Origin of the sequence: Corynebacterium provencense (assembly GCA_900049755.1) — a bacterium.
In the GTDB taxonomy this organism is placed as follows: Bacteria; Actinomycetota; Actinomycetes; order Mycobacteriales; family Mycobacteriaceae; genus Corynebacterium; species Corynebacterium neomassiliense.
This window is the reverse complement of sequence record LT160593.1, coordinates 1,410,675-1,428,708: the sequence shown is the minus strand read 5'-3', so window position 1 is coordinate 1,428,708 and position 18,034 is coordinate 1,410,675. Positions and strand designations below refer to the sequence as shown.

Sequence of the window (18,034 nt, the reverse complement as noted above, 5' to 3'; positions counted from 1 at the left end):
GGTCAGTGCGCCGTCGCGGACTAGACTGGGACCGTGTCTGAACCCCGTGACCGGTCCCCAGTCTCCCCGGATCGCCGCCAGCGGCGACGGGGATGGCGGGCCTTCCTGACCCCGGGCTGGGTCATCACCGCCGTACTGTCGCTGGCTTTCGCCTATGTGGCGTTCACGGTGCTCGCCCCGTGGCAGCTCGGGAAGAACTCCGACACCCAGAAGTTCAACCACCGCCTTGAGGCGGCGCTGGAGCATGACCCGGTCCCGGCGTCCTCGGTGATGCCCCGGGACCGTACTCCGGCGGGGGAGGACCGGGAGTGGACCAGGGTCTCACTTCAGGGGGTCTTCCTCCCGGACGACGAGGTTCTGCTGCGCAACCGGCCGGTGGACACGTCGCCCGCGTTCCAGGTGCTCACCCCGTTCCGCACCGACGACGGGCTGACTGTGCTGGTCAACAGGGGTTGGGTCAAGCCGTTGGGGGGCGGTACCGGTGTTCCCGACCTCACGGCGGCACCGGCGACGCCGATCACCGTCACCGGCTACATCCGCAAATCCGAGGCACTTCCGGACACTCCTCCGATCACCGACCAGGGGCGTGTCCAGGTCTACGGAATGAACACAGTGCAGATCGGCGATCTGACGGGACTGCCGTTGGCGTCCGATTATGTGCAGCTCGACGAGGAGTCCGTTGAAGGCAGGGCGGGTGAGGGGCTGACCCCTGTCCCGTTGCCCACCCTCGATTCGGGGCCCTACCTGTCCTACGGCATCCAGTGGATCGCGTTCGGGATCATGGTTCCGGCGGGGCTGGGCTATTTCGTGTGGGCGGAGATCCGGGAACGGCGGCGTCACCGCGACGAGCTTGCGGCGGCGCAGGTTCCTGCCGCCGGTGCGGGACCGGTCGGAGGCTCGGAGGCAGAGAGTTCGGCGGAGTCCGGGGAGGTCCGTGACGCCGGGCATCCGCCCGGGACTTCGGACCAAGCAGGCACGGCCGGCGCTGACGGCACGGCCGACACGGACAGAGCTGCGGCCAGCAGGGAGCAGAAACTCGCGCAGCGCTACGGACAGACCCGGAACCGGGCGTTCCGGGACCGCAACGCACGCGACGAGGAAAGGTTCTGACTGGAAACTGTACGGTGTTCAAGTTAGAGTGTGTGCCATGACGGACATACTCACGACTGCACGTACCCGCGTCCTCGACGAAGGACGCGGCCTCGACTACGACCAGCTCCGCCGCGTCCTCGAACTCCCCGACGCCGACATCCCCGAACTGCTGGCGCTCGCCCACGAGGTGCGGGTCCGCTGGTGCGGTGAAGAAGTCGAACTGGAGGGCATCGTCAGCCTGAAGACCGGGGGCTGCCCGGAGGACTGCCACTTCTGCTCCCAGTCCGGGGTGTTCGATTCACCGGTGCGCTCTGCCCGGCTCGACATCGCCCAACTGATTGAACAGGCACGGCAGACAGCCAAGACCGGGGCAACCGAGTTCTGTATCGTCGCCGCAGTGAAAGGCCCGGACGAGAACCTGATGTCCCAGGTCGAGAACGCGGTCAGTGAAATATACGCGAACGTCGAAGGTATCGACGTCGCGGTCTCTGTCGGAATCCTCTCCCCGGAGCAGGTCGGCCGTCTCAAGGCGGTGGGGGTCCACCGGTACAACCACAACCTCGAGACCGCGAAGAGCTACTTCCCCCGGGTTGTCACAACCCACACCTGGGAGGAAAGGCGCCGAACCCTGGAACTGGTCCGCGACGCGGGTATCGAAGTCTGCAGTGGCGGCATTCTGGGAATGGGGGAGACACCCGCGCAGCGTGCGGAGTTCGCGGTCCAGCTCGCCGAACTCGAACCCGACGAAGTTCCGTTGAACTTCCTCGACCCCCGGCCCGGAACACCGTTCGCAGACATGGAGGTGATGGACGGCAGGGACGCCCTGCGCGCTGTTGCGATGTTCCGGCTCGCCATGCCGTCGACCACTTTGCGGTTCGCCGGAGGACGCGAGCTCACCCTCGGAGACATGGGGATAGAACAGGGACTGCTGGGAGGTGTGAACGGGGTCATCGTCGGCAACTACCTCACCACCCTCGGACGACCGGCCGAATTGGACCTGGACATGGTCGACCGTCTGCGCCTTCCGATCAAGGTCCTCAGCAGGAGCGTGTGATGCCGGCGAACGGTCAGAAGACGGGCAGTCGCCGCCGCCCGAGGGGGACAGGACCCTGGGACCCGTGGACAGGTGCAGACCTCGGTGCCGGGGAGTGGATCAGTCACTCCCCGGCCCAGGAGGCGGGACTGGACGTCCCACGCTACTGCCCGGAGTGCGGGCGTCGCCGCACAGTCCAGGTGACGCCGCACGGTTGGACAGCTGTGTGCCCCAGACACGGGGAGACCTCGTCGGCCGAGTCAGAGCAGCGGTGACGGGGCACGTGCTGGCAGGCAGATCTGTCAGGCAGACGGTGCCCGCCTGACCCGGTCACGGGCCCACGCGACTATTCCGGGCAGGGCGTCGTCGAGCTCTCGTCCGGCACGGTCGAAATCGGCGTCATCCCCGTAGTACGGGTCCGCCACCTCCCGGTCTCCGGCGGGACCGAAGGACCGGAACAGTGCGATCCGAGCGGGGTCGACACCGGCCTTCTCCAGGGCCTTCCGGTTCGAGGCGTCCATGACCAGGAACAGGTCGGCGTCCCGGTGCTCCGGACCGAACTCTGCCGCAGCATGCCCGGAGGCGGTGTACCCCTGTCTCTGCAGCCAGGCGGCGGCCCGTGGGTCGACAGCCTCACCGACGTGCCAGCCCGTGGTTCCGCAGGAGTTCAGACGGACCGCATCCCCGAGCCCGGCGTCCTGCAGAGCCCTGCGCAGCATGATCTCACCCATCGGTGACCGGCAGATGTTGCCTGTGCAGACCACGCATATATGTGGCCTGTCGTCGGCCCAGTCTGCGACGACCCGTTCGAGTTCACCGACCTCCGCCACTGACCAGTCCGAGGCGGCGTGCTCGTCGCGGCCACCGTAGCCCCAGTCCACGAGAATGCTCCGGACACCGTAGGCGTGCGCGCCCTCGACATCGTGGATCCGGTCGCCGACCAGGAGAATGTCACTGCGGTTGGAGGGACCGCCTCCGGCCACCGGTGTCGGGTCGAGGCCCAGGCTTTCGAGCGCGTAGCCTACGACCTCGGTTTTCGTCCGGCGCCCGTGTTCGCCCTCGGTGGCCGTGGCGATGACCTCGAAACAGTTGAGGACGCCGAGATGCTCCAGCATCATCCGGGCACTCGACTCCACCTTGGATGTGGCGGTGGCCAGGACGATCCCGGCGTCCTTCCAGGAGTACAGGAGTTCCTTCATCCCCGGGTAGGGACGGCAGTTGCGCCAGCCACCGCCCGAGTAACAGGACCGGTAGTCCGCGTAGGTGCTCTCCAGCAGACTGCCTGTGAGCCCGAGTGACTTCAGGGTGTCGATCATCGGGGGCCCGGCGATCCTGCGGACCTGCTCCTCCGGAGGAGCCTCGGTACCGTTGGCGGACAGCGCACGCAGGAAGCAGTCGCTGATCCCGGGGAGGGAGTCCACCAGGGTCCCGTCCACGTCGACAAGAATGTACCGGGGTGAATGTCCCGGGGCCGGGGGAGTGTCCGATGAAGCTTGCACGTTCACCAGAGTGCCAGAAAGAGGGACGCCGTGTCGCCGGGGGCAGCCGCTCCGGCCGGCAGGGCCGCTCCTTCCGGCTATCCTCGGAGGGGTGAACAACATCGGGACAGCACCTGCCACCCCACCTGCCACCTCGCCCGGCAACCGACCCGGCAACCGACCCGGCACACTGACCGTCGGGCAGGTCGTCGACGCCGTCGAACATCTCTACCCTCCGCAGCTGGCGGAGTCCTGGGACGCCTGCGGTCTGGTGTGCGGGGATCCCGCCGATCCCGTCCGGAAGCTGCTTGTGGCCGTCGACTGCACGGATGAGGTGGTCGAGGCTGCGGTGTCGGCCCGGGCTGATTTCCTCCTCGTGCACCACCCTCCTCTGCTGCGGGGGGTGACCGGGGTGCCGGTGACCCACCCCAAGGGTCGACTCGTGCACCGCCTCATCCGGCAGGGTGTGGCACTGTACGCCGCCCACACGAGCGCGGACGCCGCGAGACCCGGTGTCGCGGACCGGCTCGCGGAACTGCTCGGCGTCACCCCCGGTGCACCCCTGACGCCTGTTCCCGACGGTGTCGACCCGGAGACGGCGACGGGGATCGGACGGGTGGGAGCCCTCGACACCCCGATGACACTGCAGGAGTTCACCGACCGGGTCGCGGCACGGCTGCCCGCGACAGTGTGGGGGGTGCGCGCCGCCGGCGACCCCGACCGGGTTGTGCGCAGGGTCGCCGTCGCCCCGGGTGCCGGGGACAGTTTCCTCGGCACCGTCGCGGAAATGGACGTGGACTGCTATGTGACCTCCGACCTTCGTCACCACCCGGTGGACGAGCATCTGCGGGCCGGCGGGTGCGCGGTGGTGGACACCGCCCACTGGGCGAGCGAATTTCCGTGGTGCAGGTCCGCGGCAGATCTGCTCGCCGCGGAGCTGCCGGGACTGGACACCGGGGTCATCGACCTCAGGACAGACCCCTGGACCCTGCACAGGTCCTCACCGGGGACCGGCGGCAGAGGAGAAGGTGACGGGCAAGGTGACGGACACCGTGAATTCTGACCATCCGGCACATGACCCTGTCCTTCGCGGCGGGGACCGGGACACTCTGCTGACTCTTGTCCGTGTCGACGAGAGGATACGGCTGCTCAAGGCCAGACTGGACGCCCTGCCCGAGACGGCGGAGGTGGAACGCCTGGAAGAAGCGGAGGCGGCCCGGCGGCGCAGAGAGATCGGGACCCGGCGCATCGCCCACGACATCTACGGCACCCTCCGGCGTCTGAAAGCGGACTCCGCCAGGCTGCGGGAGCGGCGGCGCGACGACATCGCCGGGCTCCGGGCCGTCACGGACCCGGTCCGGCGCCGCGACCTCAGACATGACCTCGAAGTCGCCGAGCGTCGGCTCGCCGAACTCCGTGAAGACATCGCACGGGAGCAGAGGACCCTCGCCACTTTCGGGCACGCGTTGGACGGGGCAGAGGATTCCCGGGAGGGAAACCCGGGACACGCCGGAGACGGTGCGACCGGTCACGGGGACGCCGGCAGGCACGGTGACACGGACGCAGGTGCCGAGCTGGCGCGTGCCCGCGGGGAGGAACGTGCCGTGACCGGTGAGATCCGACGCCAGCTCACCGAACTCGCGGCGCGGTCGGTGAGGCTGAGGGCGGCACTGCCGCACGAGATTCTGGTGCGCTATGAGCGGTGTGAACGCGACCAGGGGATCGGCGCCGTCGAACTGGACGGTTCCACCTGCAGATGTTGCTGCATCCAGCTGGACACCGCCACCATGCGCCGGTTTGCGGGGACCCCGCCGGACCGGCTCGTCTCCTGCCCCGAGTGCGGGGTCCTCCTGATCCGTGCGGTCAGCTCCGGAGGTGCCGACCATGTCTGACCGGCAGAGGGAGCAGAGTCCGCAAACCTCCGCGCGACCCGGGTGGTTCGGTTCGGGAGCCCGGCCGCTGCGTGTCCTGCTGCTGCGTCACGGGCAGACGCCGATGTCAGTCGCCGGTGTCTTCTCGGGCAGGAGCGACCCCGAGCTCACGGCGCTCGGCCATGCCCAGGCGGAGCGTGCGGCGTCCTGGCTCAGGGTCAGGCAGGACGCCGGGGAGGGCATAGACGCCGTCTACACCTCACCGCTGGTCCGCGCCCGACAGACCGCGGACGCGGTCGCGGAGGAGCTCGGCATCGAGCCCGTGACCACCCCGGACCTCATCGAGACCGACTTCGGGGTCTGGGAGGGGCTGGAGTTCGACGAGGTGCACCGCCGTTGGCCCACGGAACACGCGGACTGGGCCGCAGACCCCTCGGTGTCCGCCGTGGGCGGTGAGAGCATGGACGCGGTCGCCGCGAGATGCGGGAGGCTGATCGGGAGTCTCGAGAGGTCCGGCGGCGACGGCGGGACCTGGCAGGGACGGACTGTGCTGCTCGTCAGCCACGTCTCGCCGATCAAGGCGATCCTGCGGACGGCCCTCGAAGCTCCCGCCACGGTCTACTCGACACTGCACCTCGATCTCGCCGGGTTGTCCGTCGCCGAGTTCTACCCGGACCGGTCGGTGGTGCGGGAGGTCAACGACACCCATTATCTGCAGGGGCTGTGACCGTGTGGTCCGGTGCCGCTGCTATGGTTGTCGACGTCGAGAGGGTCGGGTGATCGCGCCCACCGGAACCGCACCGTCAGCAGGTGAAGGCCGGGGTCGAGGAAAGTCCGGACTCCTCAGAGCACGGTGGTTGTTAACGGCAACCCGGGGTGACCCGCGGGCAAGTGCCACAGAGAATAACCGCCCGGAGACGCCCGGACCTGTGTCCGGATGCTCTGTCCGGGTAAGGGTGAAAAGGTGCGGTAAGAGCGCACCAGTGTGCCGGGTGACCGGTGCAGCTGGGTAAACCCCACCGGGAGCAAGGTCACGTGGTCGCACCGTAACCCCGTCAGGGGCCGGTGGTGCGACGTGCCCCGACGGCTGCTCGTCGGACAAGGGGCAGGTAGACCGCTGGAGGCGGCCGGTGACGGTCGTCGTAGATGGATGATCACCACCACCCGGGTACCTGAGGGTGCCCCGGGCGGTACAGAATCCGGCTCACAGACCCCCTCGACACCCACGTCTAGAATTGACCGGCGTGAAAGAAAACCAGGACGCCAGACCGTGGCTGACCCGGACACTGTTCCCCACGGGAGATGATCCCGACCCCCGGTTCACCCTGGCCAACGAGAGGACCTTCCTGTCATGGATGCGGACCTCTCTCGCGTTCATCGCCGGAGGTGTGGCACTGGAGGCGTTGCCGACCGATGTGCTGCCCGGCAGTCTCCGCACCGTGGCCGCGGTGATCGCGATGGGACTGGGGGTGGTTCTCGCCGCGGGTGCGGCGCTGCGCTGGCTGCGTGTCGAGCGGGCCATGCGGGAACGGAGGTCGCTGCCGGCGCCGGCTGTCGTCCCGGTGCTGTCACTGGGGGCGGTGGTCGCCGCCGTGACGGTGGCGGTGGTGCTGTGGATGTGATCCCTCCGGGACGTGTCGTCGATCCGGGTCTGCAGCCTGAGCGCACCAGTATGGCCTGGGGCAGGACGTCACTGGCCTTCATGGTGGCCGCTGCGGTGTTCCTCCGCTCAACGGCGAGTTACGGGCCGCCGGTGGTGGCCGTGGCCGGGGGACTGTTCGCCGTCGCACTGGGCGCAGCGCTGGCACAGAAGAGGCGCTACCGCCGGGCGGCAGAAGGCGTGGCACGGGAACGGGTGCCCGCCCCTGTCGGTGCAGTGGTGGCACTGTCCCTGGGCACCGTGGCACTGGGGAGCGCGGGGCTGTTATTCGCTGTAGCAGGACACTGACGGTACGTGCCGGACTATGGTGGGCGGTATGAGCTCCGATGACACGGGACAGAAGTGGTACTACGACACTGCCACGGGTGAAGTCACCCGGGGTAAGGTCCGGGGATGGGACACCCGTATGGGCCCGTACGACAGTGAAGACGAGGCCCGCAGCGCCCTGGAGACCGCCAGGGCACGGTCTGAGGCTGCCGACGACTGGGACAGGAACTGACGCTCCACGGGGTATCCGGAACACCCGCCGGCAACGGCAGGGATCCGGTCAGAAGCAGTGTTCCGGGGCGGGGAAGGTTCCTTCCTCCACTTCGTGCCTGTAGGCGGCCGCCGCGGCGGTGAGGTCCTCACCGACGGTGGCCCACTGCTTCGCGAACTTCGGACGACGTCCGTCCGCGGGCAGTGCCACCATGTCATGCCACACCAGCACCTGCGCGTCCGTACCGGGGCCGGCTCCGATGCCCACGGTGGGCACGGTGGAGTCCGCGGTGATCTGTGCGGCGAGGTCAGCGGGCACCATCTCGAGCACGACCATGTCGGCCCCGGCGTCCTCCACGGCGTGGACGTCGGCCACCAGCCGGGAGGCGTCCCCGCCCCGTCCCTGGACTTTGAAGCCGGAGAGTGCGTTGACGGACTGCGGGGTGAAACCCACATGCGCGCAGACGGGGATACCGGCGTTCACCAGTGCCCGGATTCGTGGCGCGATACGAACTCCGCCCTCGATCTTCACCATCGCGGCACCGGAGCGTCGCAGCATCTCGGAGGCCGAGAGCACGGCCTGCTCGTCGGAGGCCTCGTAGGTGCCGAACGGGAGGTCAGCGATGACGAGTGCATTCCCGGAGCCCCTCACCACCGCCGCGGTGAGCATGATCATCTCCTCCAGGGAGATCTGCTGGGTCTGGGGGTAGCCGAAGACGACATTGGCGGCAGAGTCCCCGACCAGCAGGCACTCGACACCCCCCTGGGTGAGTGCCCGGGCCGTGGAGTAGTCGTAGGCGGTGAGCATCGCCCACTTCTTTCCCTCGGCTTTCTTACTTCGCAGGTCGGCGATGCGGACCTGCCTGGTGGGAACGAGGTATCCGGTGGCGGGAGAGCCGGCAGTGGAGTCAGACATGTCACAGTATTGTGCCACTAACACTGGACCGGTGTTAACGGCATGTAACTTCCCGTGCGTGGGGTGGGGGAGGCCGACACCGGGACCCCTTCCGTGGATACGATGGGGGCATGAGTCGTCAACAGGAATTCGTTCTCCGTACCCTCGAGGAACGGGACATCCGTTTCGTCCGCCTCTGGTTCACGGACATCCAGGGGTACCTGAAGTCGGTGGCAGTCGCCCCTGCCGAACTTGAGGGCGCATTTGAGGAGGGTATCGGCTTCGACGGCTCCTCCATAGAGGGCTTCTCGCGGGTGGTCGAATCAGACACCATCGCCCGCCCCGACCCGTCCACATTCCAGATCCTGCCCATCGACGGGGCGGACGGTGACAGGAACCTCACCGCGCGGATGTTCTGTGACATCGCCATGCCCGACGGCGAGCCCAGCTGGGCCGACCCCCGCCAGGTCCTGCGAAGGCAGATGAACATTGCAGCTGACCAGGGATTCAACTGCTACATCCACCCTGAGATCGAATTCTTCCTGCTCAAGAACCAGGACGGTGAGGACGGCCGGCCCCTTCCCGCCGACACCGGAGGATACTTCGACCAGGCCGTGACGGACGCCGCCCCCCAGTTCCGTCAGGATGCGATCACCGCTCTCGAATCGATGGGGATCTCCGTCGAATTCTCCCATCATGAGGCGTCCCCGGGACAGCAGGAGATCGACCTGCGCTTCGCTGACGCACTGTCGATGGCGGACAACATCATGAGTTTCCGCTACATCATCAAGCAGGTCGCCAACCGGAACAATGTGCGTGCGACGTTCATGCCGAAGCCCTTCTTCGACTACGCGGGCTCCGCGATGCACACCCACATGTCCCTGTTCGAGGGTGAGTCGAACGCCTTCCACGACCCGGACGACGAGTTCTTCCTCTCCTCGACGGCGAAGTCCTTCATCGCCGGAATTCTGGAGCATGCGCCGGAAATTTCGGCGGTCACCAACCAGTGGGTGAACTCCTACAAGCGTCTCACCAGCGGTGCAGAGGCCCCGACAGCAGCCACCTGGGGTGCGGCGAACCGGTCCGCACTGATCAGGGTGCCGATGTACACGGTGAACAAGCCCTCCTCCCGCAGGGTCGAAGTGCGCAGCCCTGATTCCGCAGCGAACCCCTACCTGAGCTACGCGGTACTTCTCGCCGCAGGTCTGCGGGGCATCCGTGAAGGCTACGAGCTGATGCCCCCGGCCGAAGACGACATCTCCAACATGACCCGACGGGAGAGGATGGCCATGGGCTACAAAGATCTGCCCACCGACCTTGACCTTGCGCTCCGGGAGATGGAGAAGTCGGAACTGGTCGCTGACGCACTCGGGGAACATGTCTTCGAGTTCTTCCTGCGCAACAAGTGGCGGGAGTGGAAGGAGTACCAGTCCCAGGTCACCCCCTGGGAACTCCAGCACAACCTCGAGTTCTAGGTCGCTCCGGAGGCTCCCGCGGCCGTCCTGCGGTCAGCGGGCCCCGTCGGTGACGTTTCTCCGGTAGCTTCCGGGTCCTGTACCGAAGAAGCCGGTGAAGGCTTTGGTGAAGCCCGCGCGGTCGGAGTATCCCAGCAGCCGGGAGACCTCGGACACCGGCCTGCCGGAGGACAGCAGTTCGCGTGCCGCACTCATCCGCAGGTGACTCCGCCAGGTCCGGAAGTTCTGGCCGGTGACCTTTGTCCACGTCCGGGACAGGGCGGACGTGGAGATCCCGGTGAGTGCACTCCAGTCACTCAGTGTCGCGGAGTCGCCCGGAACCCGGAGATGGTGGTGCATGGCGTGGTGGACGGCTGACGTCGCCGCATCACCTCCGCAGGCTCGGTTGTGGGCGTCCTTCCCGGGGCGGATCATGTCCGCCACGAAGCCGTTCCTGCTCCCCAGTCCGCCGAGGAGAGTGTAGCTGCTGACGGATGTGTGCAGCAGGAACGCCGACAGTTCGCCGGGGAGATGCACAGGTGTGACAGAGTCCAGATCCGCAGGAAACGGGGAATCTGTCTCAGTGAACAGCGGTATGACGAGAGAGTCGGCGTCGATGTCGATGACATTGAAGACTCCGGACGGTATGCACAGGGCGTCGCCCCGGGTGAGCGGGAGTCTCCTGTCACCGAGGGTGACAGTGGCGCTTCCCCGGTACACCCATACCGCGACAGAGAAGCCGTTGATCCGTGGCCAGGTGCGCGACGGTGGCAGGGCGGACGGCGGTTCCCCGTTGAGGCGGTCGGACCCGGGGGCGTCGAGAAAGAAGGGTTCCGGCTCCCTGCCGCCGCCCCCGACGTGCGAGATGAACTGTGAAGGGGTCATTCCCACGGACCGTCTGAATGCCCTGGTGAAACCGGCGTGGGTGTCGAAACCTGTCGTCGCAGCTGTCCACGCCACCGGCCTGCCCTCCAGCAGCATCCGTGCTGAGCAGGCCATTCTGGCTTCCGATCGCCACTCGCTGAATGTCAGGCCCGTCTCGGAGGAGAACTGCCGGGAGAGGGTTCTCGGGCTCACACACGTCTGCCGTGAGAAATCCTCCAGGCTCTTCCGACTTCCCGGGTTGGTGAGCAGTAGACGCGCTGTCTCACAGGCCTCACGGGAATGTGGGAGAACGGGCGGGTGGGGGAGCGTGGGAGCGGTGTTTCCCGGGGCGGCATCGAGGATCATTCCCACTGTCCGCAGTCGGGGGCTCGTATCGGAGAGATATGACAGTCCGGCGCAGTAGCAGAGAAGCAGCCGGTCCCTCCACCCGTCGTGGAAACTCATGCGCGCTGAATCGCCGACCGCGGCCATTTTCTGTGACTCGGGAAAGAGCAGCGGGACCAGCAGAGAGTTTTCGTGGACCTCGGCGGAGTGCCGTACTCCCCTGCTGATCCACACCGCCTGTCCCGCGTTGAGCGGGTGGCGGTCACCTGCCACCTCTGTCGTCGACGAACCCTGCAGTTGCCAGAGGAGTACCGCGTGGCGGTGATTGACGATGTCCCGGATCCGGGTTCCACGGAGGGGAGGTTGACAGGGAAAGGTGTACAGGACTGTCCTCCCGGGACAACTGAGGGTACTTAGGTCGCCCTATTATCTGGGGGGATTGTCTGCGAGTCAAGCAGACTGTCACGTGATCCCGGGTGAAAGGCTTATAGGACAGTTATGGTTCCACAGGGTAGATCCGCAGGACGGCGCCGGAGGGCGGCAGCGGCGTTCTTCGCGGCCGCGGCACTGGTTTTCGGCACGGTGGCGTGTTCCGGGGACGGGGAGGACACCGGCAACGGTGACGCGACAGAATTCATGCCCGCAGGTGACGGCAGAAGCAGCTACCCGCTGAAGATCACCACGTCGGTCGGTACGGCAGAGCTTGAACAGCGGCCGGAGCGTGTGGTGACCTTCGGTGGAGTTCCGACGGAGGTTGCACTGTCGCTGGGAATAGTTCCGGTGGCCTCCGACGACTGGACGACATACAGCTCCCACCTCGAGGATGACGGCGCCGCCAGAATTCCGCAGATCATCGATCCGGTGGAATCCGGCGCTCCGACGGAGGCCATTGCCGAGGCAGACCCCGATCTCATCGTCTACTTCTCCTGGAAAGACCAGGGCAGAGACTTCGACCAGCTGTCCTCGATCGCTCCCGTGATCGTGTACGACTCCACCGATGTGGACTGGCGGACCCAGGTCAGGGATCTTGCTCTCGCCACCGACCTGGGTGACGCCGGGGATGCGGCGCTGCAGAAGAACGACACCGCGATGGCCGGTATCAGAGATGAACACCCGGAATGGAAGGGAAAGACCGCGGAGTTCATCTCCGACAAGGGGGGAGGAATCTACTTTGAGTCCTACGGAGGTTCGACCGGTGAGAAATTCTTCCATTCCCTGGGATTCACCAGTCCGGAGGTTGCCGGGAAGTACAATTCCTCGAACTCAGGCACAAAAAACCAGATCAGCACCGAGAATATCGGCGAACTCGACGCTGACATCATCTTCGTCTACTGCAGTAAAGGTATGCCGACATTGAGTGCGAGCTCCACATTCCAGGGCTTTGAAGCGGTGAAAAAAGGCCTGGTGTTCCCGATGGAGTATGACGACCCGGACAACAAAGAGCCGGTTTCCGTGGCAGTCGGACTCCGACAGCCGGGGCCGCTCACGGAGGTCTGGCTGGCGGAGTACTTTGAGCGGCTTCTCGGTGACAAAGTGGCCGTATAGCCCCTCAAAGTGGCTGCGCAGTCCTGTGTGAGGCTCTGCCACGCAGCCCGGTCCCCGGCTTTCTGAGGGCGGCAGTCCGTCCGGCATCACCTATACTGAGGTGACGTGAACCACGTAGCCGGACCGGGTGTGCCCGGAGGGAAGAGGACCGGTACATTGCCGTCGAGATGCCATGTCGTCAGCCCGGAGCCGTGGTCGTCGTCACCGGTGAAGGCGGTGGAGTCGAAGTGAGCCAACCGCGCACCTCACGTCGTGGCGTCCCGTCTGCGGCCTCCCTGGGATTGACCCGGCCGCACGCAGCCGCCGACCTCGCCGCCCTGGGATGGGACGATGAAGACCATCTTGACCTCCTGTGGACCCTTGCAGCCACCGGTGACCCGGACCAGGCACTCAATGCTGTGGTCCGGCTGATGCAGTCGGCGGGGGAGGAGGGGGTGCCCTCTGCAGCGTCCCCGGAACAGCTGCAGCAGAGGCTGGACAACGACCATGAGTTCCGGGTCCGTCTACTGGCCCTGCTCGGAGCCTCCACCCTCCTCGGCGACCATGTCGTCGCGCACCCTGCGTCATGGCCGGAGCTCGGCGAGGCTCTGCCGGACCGGGAAGAGATGATGGCGGTGATGCTCGCCTCCGTCGGCGCGGTGGATGTGGAGGGGGTCGACGGCGACGGACATGATCTGCACGGAGCCGGTTCACTGCTGCGCAGGGCGTCCTGTACCGGTGCTGAGGCTGACCGGGCCATGCGGTCGGCGTACCGCACACTGCTCGCCCGCATAGCGTCAGCTGACCTGGCGGGGACTTTCGTCCCTCGTCGTGGGGAAGCCCCGACGCCGAAAGGAAGGACCGGCTACCCGGAGACCGTCCCCTTCGAGGTTGTGTCGGAGAAACTCTCCGACGCCGCCGACGCCGCGCTGACGGCGGCACTGGCGGTGGCGGTGGCGACAGTGTTCCCCGAGGGGCCGGTCCCCCTGCGCATCGCGGTGCTGGCCATGGGCAAGTGCGGCGCCAGGGAGCTGAACTACATCTCCGATGTCGACGTTATCTTCGTCGCTGAACCCGCGGACAACCGGGCCACCAGGCTGGCAGGGGAGTTCATCAACATCGGATGCCGGTGCTTCTTCGAGGTGGATGCGGCGCTGCGTCCCGAAGGCCGGCACGGTGCGCTGGTACGTACCCTCGAATCCCACCTGGCCTACTACCGGAGGTGGGCCTCGACCTGGGAGTTCCAGGCTCTGCTGAAAGCCCGGCCCATGACCGGGGATCTGGCCCTCGGCCGTGCGTACGTCGAAGAACTGGCGCCGATGGTGTGGACCGCCTCACAGCGTGAGGATTTCGTCCCCGACGTCCAGGCCATGCGCCGGAGGGTCATCGACAACGTCCCGGAGGGGCTGCAGCAGCGGGAGCTCAAGCTCGGCCCGGGCGGCCTGCGTGACGTCGAGTTCGCGGTCCAGCTGCTCCAGATGGTGCACGGGCGTGCCGACGAGAGCCTGCGGGTGCGGTCGACGGTCTCCGCGCTCAATGCCCTCGTCACCGGTGGATACGTAGGAAGGGAGGACGGTCGCACCCTCATGGAGTGCTACCGCTTCATGAGACTGCTGGAGCACCGGATGCAGCTCCGGCACCTCAAGCGCACCCATCTGCTGCCCGAGGACGGTGACACCACCGGTCGTACCTGGCTGGCACGTACTTCCGGACTTGTCGCCGGTGGCACCCGGACCTTGGCCGAGGAACTGGAGGTGCGTGTCCGCGCCACCGGTCTGCAGATCCGGCAGCTGCACAACAAGCTGTTCTACCGTCCGCTGCTCACTTCCGTGGTGGCGATGTCGGTGGAGGAGATCCGCCTGACTCCCGAGGCTGCCAGGAGACAGCTTGCGGCTCTCGGCTACCGTTACCCCGACCGGGCGATGGACCATCTCACCGCACTGGCGTCGGACGGTACCCGACGGTCCCGGATCCAGGCGGTGATCCTGCCGTCACTGATGGAGTGGCTGTCTGACACCGTCGACCCGGACGCGGGGCTTCTGGCCTACCGGAAACTGTCGGAGGCGGCGTCCGACCGGTCATGGTTCCTCCGGCTGCTCCGGGACGAGAACATCGTGGGGCAGCGGTTGATGCACATTCTCGGCACTTCACCGTATGTCACCGATCTCTTCCTGGCGGCACCGGATGCCGTGACTCTGTTGTCCGACGGCGCGACCGGGCCGAAACTGCTGGAGAAGGACGCCGGGGTCATCAGTCATTCCCTGGTCGCTGCAGCGGGACGCTACCGTGACCCGGACAAGGCCATATCCGTTGCCCGTTCACTGCGTCGCACGGAGCTGGCGCGGGTCGCAGCGGCCGACCTGCTGGGGATGATGGACGTTCCCGAGGTCGCGAGATCACTGTCGTTCGTGTGGGACGCTGTGCTGGAGGCGGCACTGTCGGCCGAGATCAGGGCCTGGGAGGACGCCAACCGGCGCAATGCGCCGGCCGTGGTCACCGTGATCGGAATGGGCAGGCTGGGTGGGGCGGAACTGAGCTACCGTTCCGACGCGGACGTCCTCTTCGTCTGTGAACCGGTCCGGTCCGGGGCCGGCAGCAGTGCCAGCAGCAGTTCGGGCGACGGTGGCGGCACCCGTGACGGGGACGCCGACGGTGACGGGTTCGCCGTGACGGACAATGACGCGGTGACCTGGGCCATCGGCATCTGCGACCGGCTGCGTACCCGCCTGGCGAAGCCGTCCCAGGATCCTCCCCTGGAGGTCGACCTCAACCTGCGTCCGGAGGGCCGCAGCGGTCCGACGGTCCGGACGCTGGAGTCCTACGGTGCCTACTACCGGCGGTGGGGGGAGACCTGGGAGTACCAGGCTCTCCTGCGCGCGACATGGGTGGCCGGTGACAAGGACCTCGGTATCCGTTTCCTGCGCAGCATCGACCCCTACCGTTACCCGGAGGGGGGCGTGGACGCGAAGACCGTGCAGGAGGTCCGGAGGATGAAGGCCAGGGTGGATGCCGAAAGGCTTCCGCGCGGAGCCAACCGGGCGACCCACACCAAGCTGGGCAGGGGCGGGCTGACGGACGTGGAGTGGACCGTCCAGCTGCTCACGATGCAGCACTGTGACCGTATACCTGCACTGCACAACACCTCCACCCTGGAGGTCCTGGAGGAGATCGGTTCCGCCGGTCTGCTGTCGGAGAAGGATGTCGTGACGTTACGGGAGGCGTGGCTCGCGGCCAGCAGGGCACGTAACGCCCTGGTCCTGTCCAACGCGAAGACTCCCGACCAGTTGCCGCCCCCGGGTGCGCAGCTGGCACATGTGGCGGCGGCAGCCGGCTGGGACCCGGCGGACTCTCAGGGCTTCCTCGACGACTACCTCAAGAAGACCAGGTTGGCGAGAAAAGTTGTCGACAGGGTGTTCTGGGGTGAGGAAGTGGTTGACGCGCGGTACGACGGGTGAGAACGACTGGGGTAGGCTCACCTTCCGTGAAATCGCATTCGGAGAACCGGACCGTCCTGGAGCACCGGACGGCGGTCCGCTGGACGACGGTCGGGGTCCTGCTCGTGGTCCTCGTCGTGGCGGTACTGGTCAACCTGGTCCTCGGCCAGTACGCGCTGTCTCCGACGGAGGTGGCACGGGTACTTCTGGCAGGGCCGGGCGACACTTCACTGGAGGGGGGCAACGTCATCTGGCATATTCGTCTGCCTCGGATCGTGCTGTGCCTCCTCGTCGGCTCCGGACTGGCGGTGGCCGGTGCCCTGCTGCAGGGGTTGTTCGGGAATCCTCTGACCGAGCCCAGTGTCATCGGGGTGACCTCGGGAGCCGGTGTGGGTGCGGCACTGTCCATCGTCTTCAACCTGTCTTTCGTCGGGGCGGCGACCACCCCGTTGCTCGCGTCCGTGGCCGGCGTCCTCACCACGGTGGCGATCTACCGGCTGTCCCGGATCCGGGGTGAGGTCCAGGTGCTCACCCTGGTTCTCACTGGAATCGCGGTCAATGCGGTGGCGGGGGCGGCGATCTCCTTCATGATCTTCCTGGCGCCCACGTCGTCGAGGGAGCAGATCACCTTCTGGCAGATGGGGTCGCTCAACGGGGCGATGTGGAGCCAGGTCGCGGTGGTGGTGGTACCTCTGCTGGTGTGTCTCGTGGCGTCCTGCCTGATTGCCGGGCGGATCGACCTGCTGAGCCTGGGGGAGCGGGCGGCCGGGCACGCCGGGGTGAATGTTCCGGCGATGAGGATGTGGATCATCGGCCTGTCCACGGTCCTTTCCGCTCTGGCCGTGAGTTACGCGGGGATCATCGGTTTCGTCGGTCTCATCGTCCCCCATATCCTCCGTCAGGTCATCGGTGCCTCGAACAGGTGGCTTGTACCTCTCAGCGCTGTCGGTGGTGCGGTGCTGCTGCTCATCGCCGATCTGGCGGCCCGGACACTCATACCTCTGGCAGACCTCCCGATCGGGATTTTCACTGCGCTGGTCGGTGGGCCGACATTCTTCGTCCTTCTGCGCCGGATGCTGAAGAAAGGTGGTGTGGCGTGAGCTCACACGACACTGCACCGGAGCCGCTGCTTGCGGCGGACTCCGTCACCGTGTCTCTCGGAGGACGGGAGATTCTCCACGGTCTGGACCTGGCGGTGTACCCGGGGGAGGTCCTGGGCCTGATCGGGCCCAACGGCGCAGGGAAGTCGACCCTGCTCTCCCTGCTCGCCGGCGACACCGAACCTGACGGTGGCGAGGTGAGACTGCTGGGGAAGAGTTACCGGGAGTACTCGCCGAAGGACGCCGCGCGTGCCCGGGCGGTCATGCTGCAGGACTCGACCGTCTCCTTCGCACACCTTGTCAGGGACGTGGTGGAGATGGGCAGGGCAGCCTGGCCACGGGACCCTGAGGCAGACCGGCGCATCGTCGACGGTTGCCTGGCCGAGGTGGGGATGGACCACATGCAGTTCCGGGAGATCACCACCCTGTCCGGCGGTGAGCGTGCCCGTGTCTCCCTGGCCCGGGTGATGGCGCAGAAGGCACGCTGTGTCATGCTCGACGAGCCGACCTCCGCGATGGATCTCGGCCACCAGGAAAGGACGATGCGCAGCGCCCGGCAGGTGGCTGCGGGCGGGGACGGGGTCATCGTCGTCCTCCACGACCTCAACCTGGCGGCACAGTACTGCGACCGGCTCGCTCTCCTCGAACAGGGACGAATGGTCGCGGTGGGTACCCCGCGGCAGGTGTGCACGGCCGACAGGCTGAGCAGGGTCTACCGGTGGCCGGTCAGTGTCGACGAGGTCGACGGGTCCCTGTGGATCAGGCCGACGCCGGACGCCGTACCGGACGGAGTGTAGGACCCAATCA

The 18,034-nt window shown here is 66.8% G+C and carries 18 protein-coding genes and 1 other RNA gene; 16 read left to right on the top strand and 3 right to left on the bottom strand.

What is annotated here, in order from left to right; all coding sequences use genetic code 11:
• Positions 1 to 33: 33 nt before the first annotated feature.
• The 3 genes from BN3906_RS12845 to bsaP are packed head-to-tail and all read left to right on the top strand — an operon-like array spanning position 34 to position 2,400.
• Positions 34 to 1,110, top strand: a complete 1,077-nt coding sequence (locus BN3906_RS12845; RefSeq protein WP_066589146.1) for an SURF1 family cytochrome oxidase biogenesis protein — start codon at positions 34 to 36, stop codon at positions 1,108 to 1,110.
• 37 nt (positions 1,111 to 1,147) lie between these two features.
• Complete coding sequence (bioB, locus tag BN3906_RS12840) at positions 1,148 to 2,146, top strand: biotin synthase BioB (RefSeq protein WP_066589142.1); 999 nt, start codon at positions 1,148 to 1,150, stop codon at positions 2,144 to 2,146.
• The gene (gene bsaP, locus BN3906_RS15585; protein WP_078057445.1) at positions 2,146 to 2,400 is read left to right on the top strand and encodes a biotin synthase auxiliary protein BsaP; all 255 of its coding nucleotides are present in this window, start codon (positions 2,146 to 2,148) and stop codon (positions 2,398 to 2,400) included. Before bioB ends, bsaP begins: the two co-directional genes overlap by 1 nt.
• A 27-nt stretch (positions 2,401 to 2,427) precedes the next feature.
• Here the strand turns inward: bsaP and BN3906_RS12835 are convergent, their stop codons facing one another.
• Positions 2,428 to 3,624, bottom strand: coding sequence for an arsenate reductase/protein-tyrosine-phosphatase family protein (locus tag BN3906_RS12835; RefSeq protein ID WP_066589139.1), 1,197 nt, complete (start codon positions 3,622 to 3,624; stop codon positions 2,428 to 2,430).
• Positions 3,625 to 3,724: 100 nt separating this feature from the next.
• Between BN3906_RS12835 and BN3906_RS12830 the strand changes: the two genes are divergently transcribed.
• The 7 genes from BN3906_RS12830 to BN3906_RS12800 all read left to right on the top strand — a co-directional run bounded on the left by BN3906_RS12830 (position 3,725) and on the right by BN3906_RS12800 (position 7,633).
• A complete protein-coding gene (locus tag BN3906_RS12830; RefSeq protein WP_174217164.1) occupies positions 3,725 to 4,666 on the top strand; it encodes a Nif3-like dinuclear metal center hexameric protein in 942 nt (313 codons plus the stop codon).
• Positions 4,644 to 5,495, top strand: a complete 852-nt coding sequence (locus BN3906_RS12825; protein WP_261797022.1) for a zinc ribbon domain-containing protein — start codon at positions 4,644 to 4,646, stop codon at positions 5,493 to 5,495. The genes BN3906_RS12830 and BN3906_RS12825 overlap by 23 nt, the downstream gene beginning before the upstream one ends.
• The gene (locus tag BN3906_RS12820; RefSeq protein WP_066589136.1) at positions 5,488 to 6,201 is read left to right on the top strand and encodes a histidine phosphatase family protein; all 714 of its coding nucleotides are present in this window, start codon (positions 5,488 to 5,490) and stop codon (positions 6,199 to 6,201) included. The genes BN3906_RS12825 and BN3906_RS12820 overlap by 8 nt, the downstream gene beginning before the upstream one ends.
• Positions 6,202 to 6,238: 37 nt before the next feature.
• Positions 6,239 to 6,697, top strand: an RNA gene (gene rnpB / locus BN3906_RS12815) — RNase P RNA component class A.
• Between the two features lie 21 nt (positions 6,698 to 6,718).
• Positions 6,719 to 7,096 carry a YidH family protein gene (locus BN3906_RS12810; protein ID WP_227870999.1) on the top strand — a complete coding sequence of 126 codons (378 nt, stop codon included), beginning with the start codon at positions 6,719 to 6,721 and terminating at the stop codon, positions 7,094 to 7,096.
• Positions 7,087 to 7,422: a DUF202 domain-containing protein gene (locus BN3906_RS12805; RefSeq protein WP_066589130.1), complete on the top strand. Its 336-nt coding sequence runs from the start codon at positions 7,087 to 7,089 to the stop codon at positions 7,420 to 7,422. The genes BN3906_RS12810 and BN3906_RS12805 overlap by 10 nt, the downstream gene beginning before the upstream one ends.
• A 28-nt stretch (positions 7,423 to 7,450) precedes the next feature.
• Positions 7,451 to 7,633 (top strand): hypothetical protein, encoded by a 183-nt coding sequence (locus tag BN3906_RS12800; RefSeq protein WP_066590013.1) that lies wholly within the window; start codon positions 7,451 to 7,453, stop codon positions 7,631 to 7,633.
• A gap of 48 nt (positions 7,634 to 7,681) precedes the next feature.
• Here BN3906_RS12800 and panB read toward each other — a convergent pair whose 3' ends face one another.
• A complete protein-coding gene (gene panB / locus BN3906_RS12795) occupies positions 7,682 to 8,527 on the bottom strand; it encodes a 3-methyl-2-oxobutanoate hydroxymethyltransferase (protein WP_066589127.1) in 846 nt (281 codons plus the stop codon).
• Between the two features lie 110 nt (positions 8,528 to 8,637).
• Here panB and BN3906_RS12790 point away from each other — a divergent pair, with 110 nt between their 5' ends.
• The gene (locus tag BN3906_RS12790) at positions 8,638 to 9,981 is read left to right on the top strand and encodes a glutamine synthetase family protein (RefSeq protein ID WP_066589125.1); all 1,344 of its coding nucleotides are present in this window, start codon (positions 8,638 to 8,640) and stop codon (positions 9,979 to 9,981) included.
• A gap of 33 nt (positions 9,982 to 10,014) precedes the next feature.
• Here the strand turns inward: BN3906_RS12790 and BN3906_RS12785 are convergent, their stop codons facing one another.
• Positions 10,015 to 11,442, bottom strand: a complete 1,428-nt coding sequence (locus BN3906_RS12785) for a helix-turn-helix domain-containing protein (RefSeq protein WP_066589123.1) — start codon at positions 11,440 to 11,442, stop codon at positions 10,015 to 10,017.
• Between the two features lie 225 nt (positions 11,443 to 11,667).
• On the opposite strand from BN3906_RS12785, the gene BN3906_RS12780 reads away from it, so the two are divergent.
• The 5 genes from BN3906_RS12780 to BN3906_RS12765 all read left to right on the top strand — a co-directional run bounded on the left by BN3906_RS12780 (position 11,668) and on the right by BN3906_RS12765 (position 18,024).
• Positions 11,668 to 12,714, top strand: a complete 1,047-nt coding sequence (locus BN3906_RS12780) for an ABC transporter substrate-binding protein (RefSeq protein ID WP_066589121.1) — start codon at positions 11,668 to 11,670, stop codon at positions 12,712 to 12,714.
• Positions 12,715 to 12,819: 105 nt separating this feature from the next.
• Positions 12,820 to 12,945: a hypothetical protein gene (locus BN3906_RS15255; protein ID WP_261797021.1), complete on the top strand. Its 126-nt coding sequence runs from the start codon at positions 12,820 to 12,822 to the stop codon at positions 12,943 to 12,945.
• Positions 12,942 to 16,148, top strand: coding sequence for a bifunctional [glutamine synthetase] adenylyltransferase/[glutamine synthetase]-adenylyl-L-tyrosine phosphorylase (locus tag BN3906_RS12775; protein ID WP_187119936.1), 3,207 nt, complete (start codon positions 12,942 to 12,944; stop codon positions 16,146 to 16,148). The genes BN3906_RS15255 and BN3906_RS12775 overlap by 4 nt, the downstream gene beginning before the upstream one ends.
• 56 nt (positions 16,149 to 16,204) lie before the next feature.
• The gene (locus BN3906_RS12770) at positions 16,205 to 17,227 is read left to right on the top strand and encodes a FecCD family ABC transporter permease (protein WP_066590011.1); all 1,023 of its coding nucleotides are present in this window, start codon (positions 16,205 to 16,207) and stop codon (positions 17,225 to 17,227) included.
• Complete coding sequence (locus BN3906_RS12765; protein WP_066589116.1) at positions 17,224 to 18,024, top strand: heme ABC transporter ATP-binding protein; 801 nt, start codon at positions 17,224 to 17,226, stop codon at positions 18,022 to 18,024. The genes BN3906_RS12770 and BN3906_RS12765 overlap by 4 nt, the downstream gene beginning before the upstream one ends.
• Positions 18,025 to 18,034: the final 10 nt, after the last annotated feature.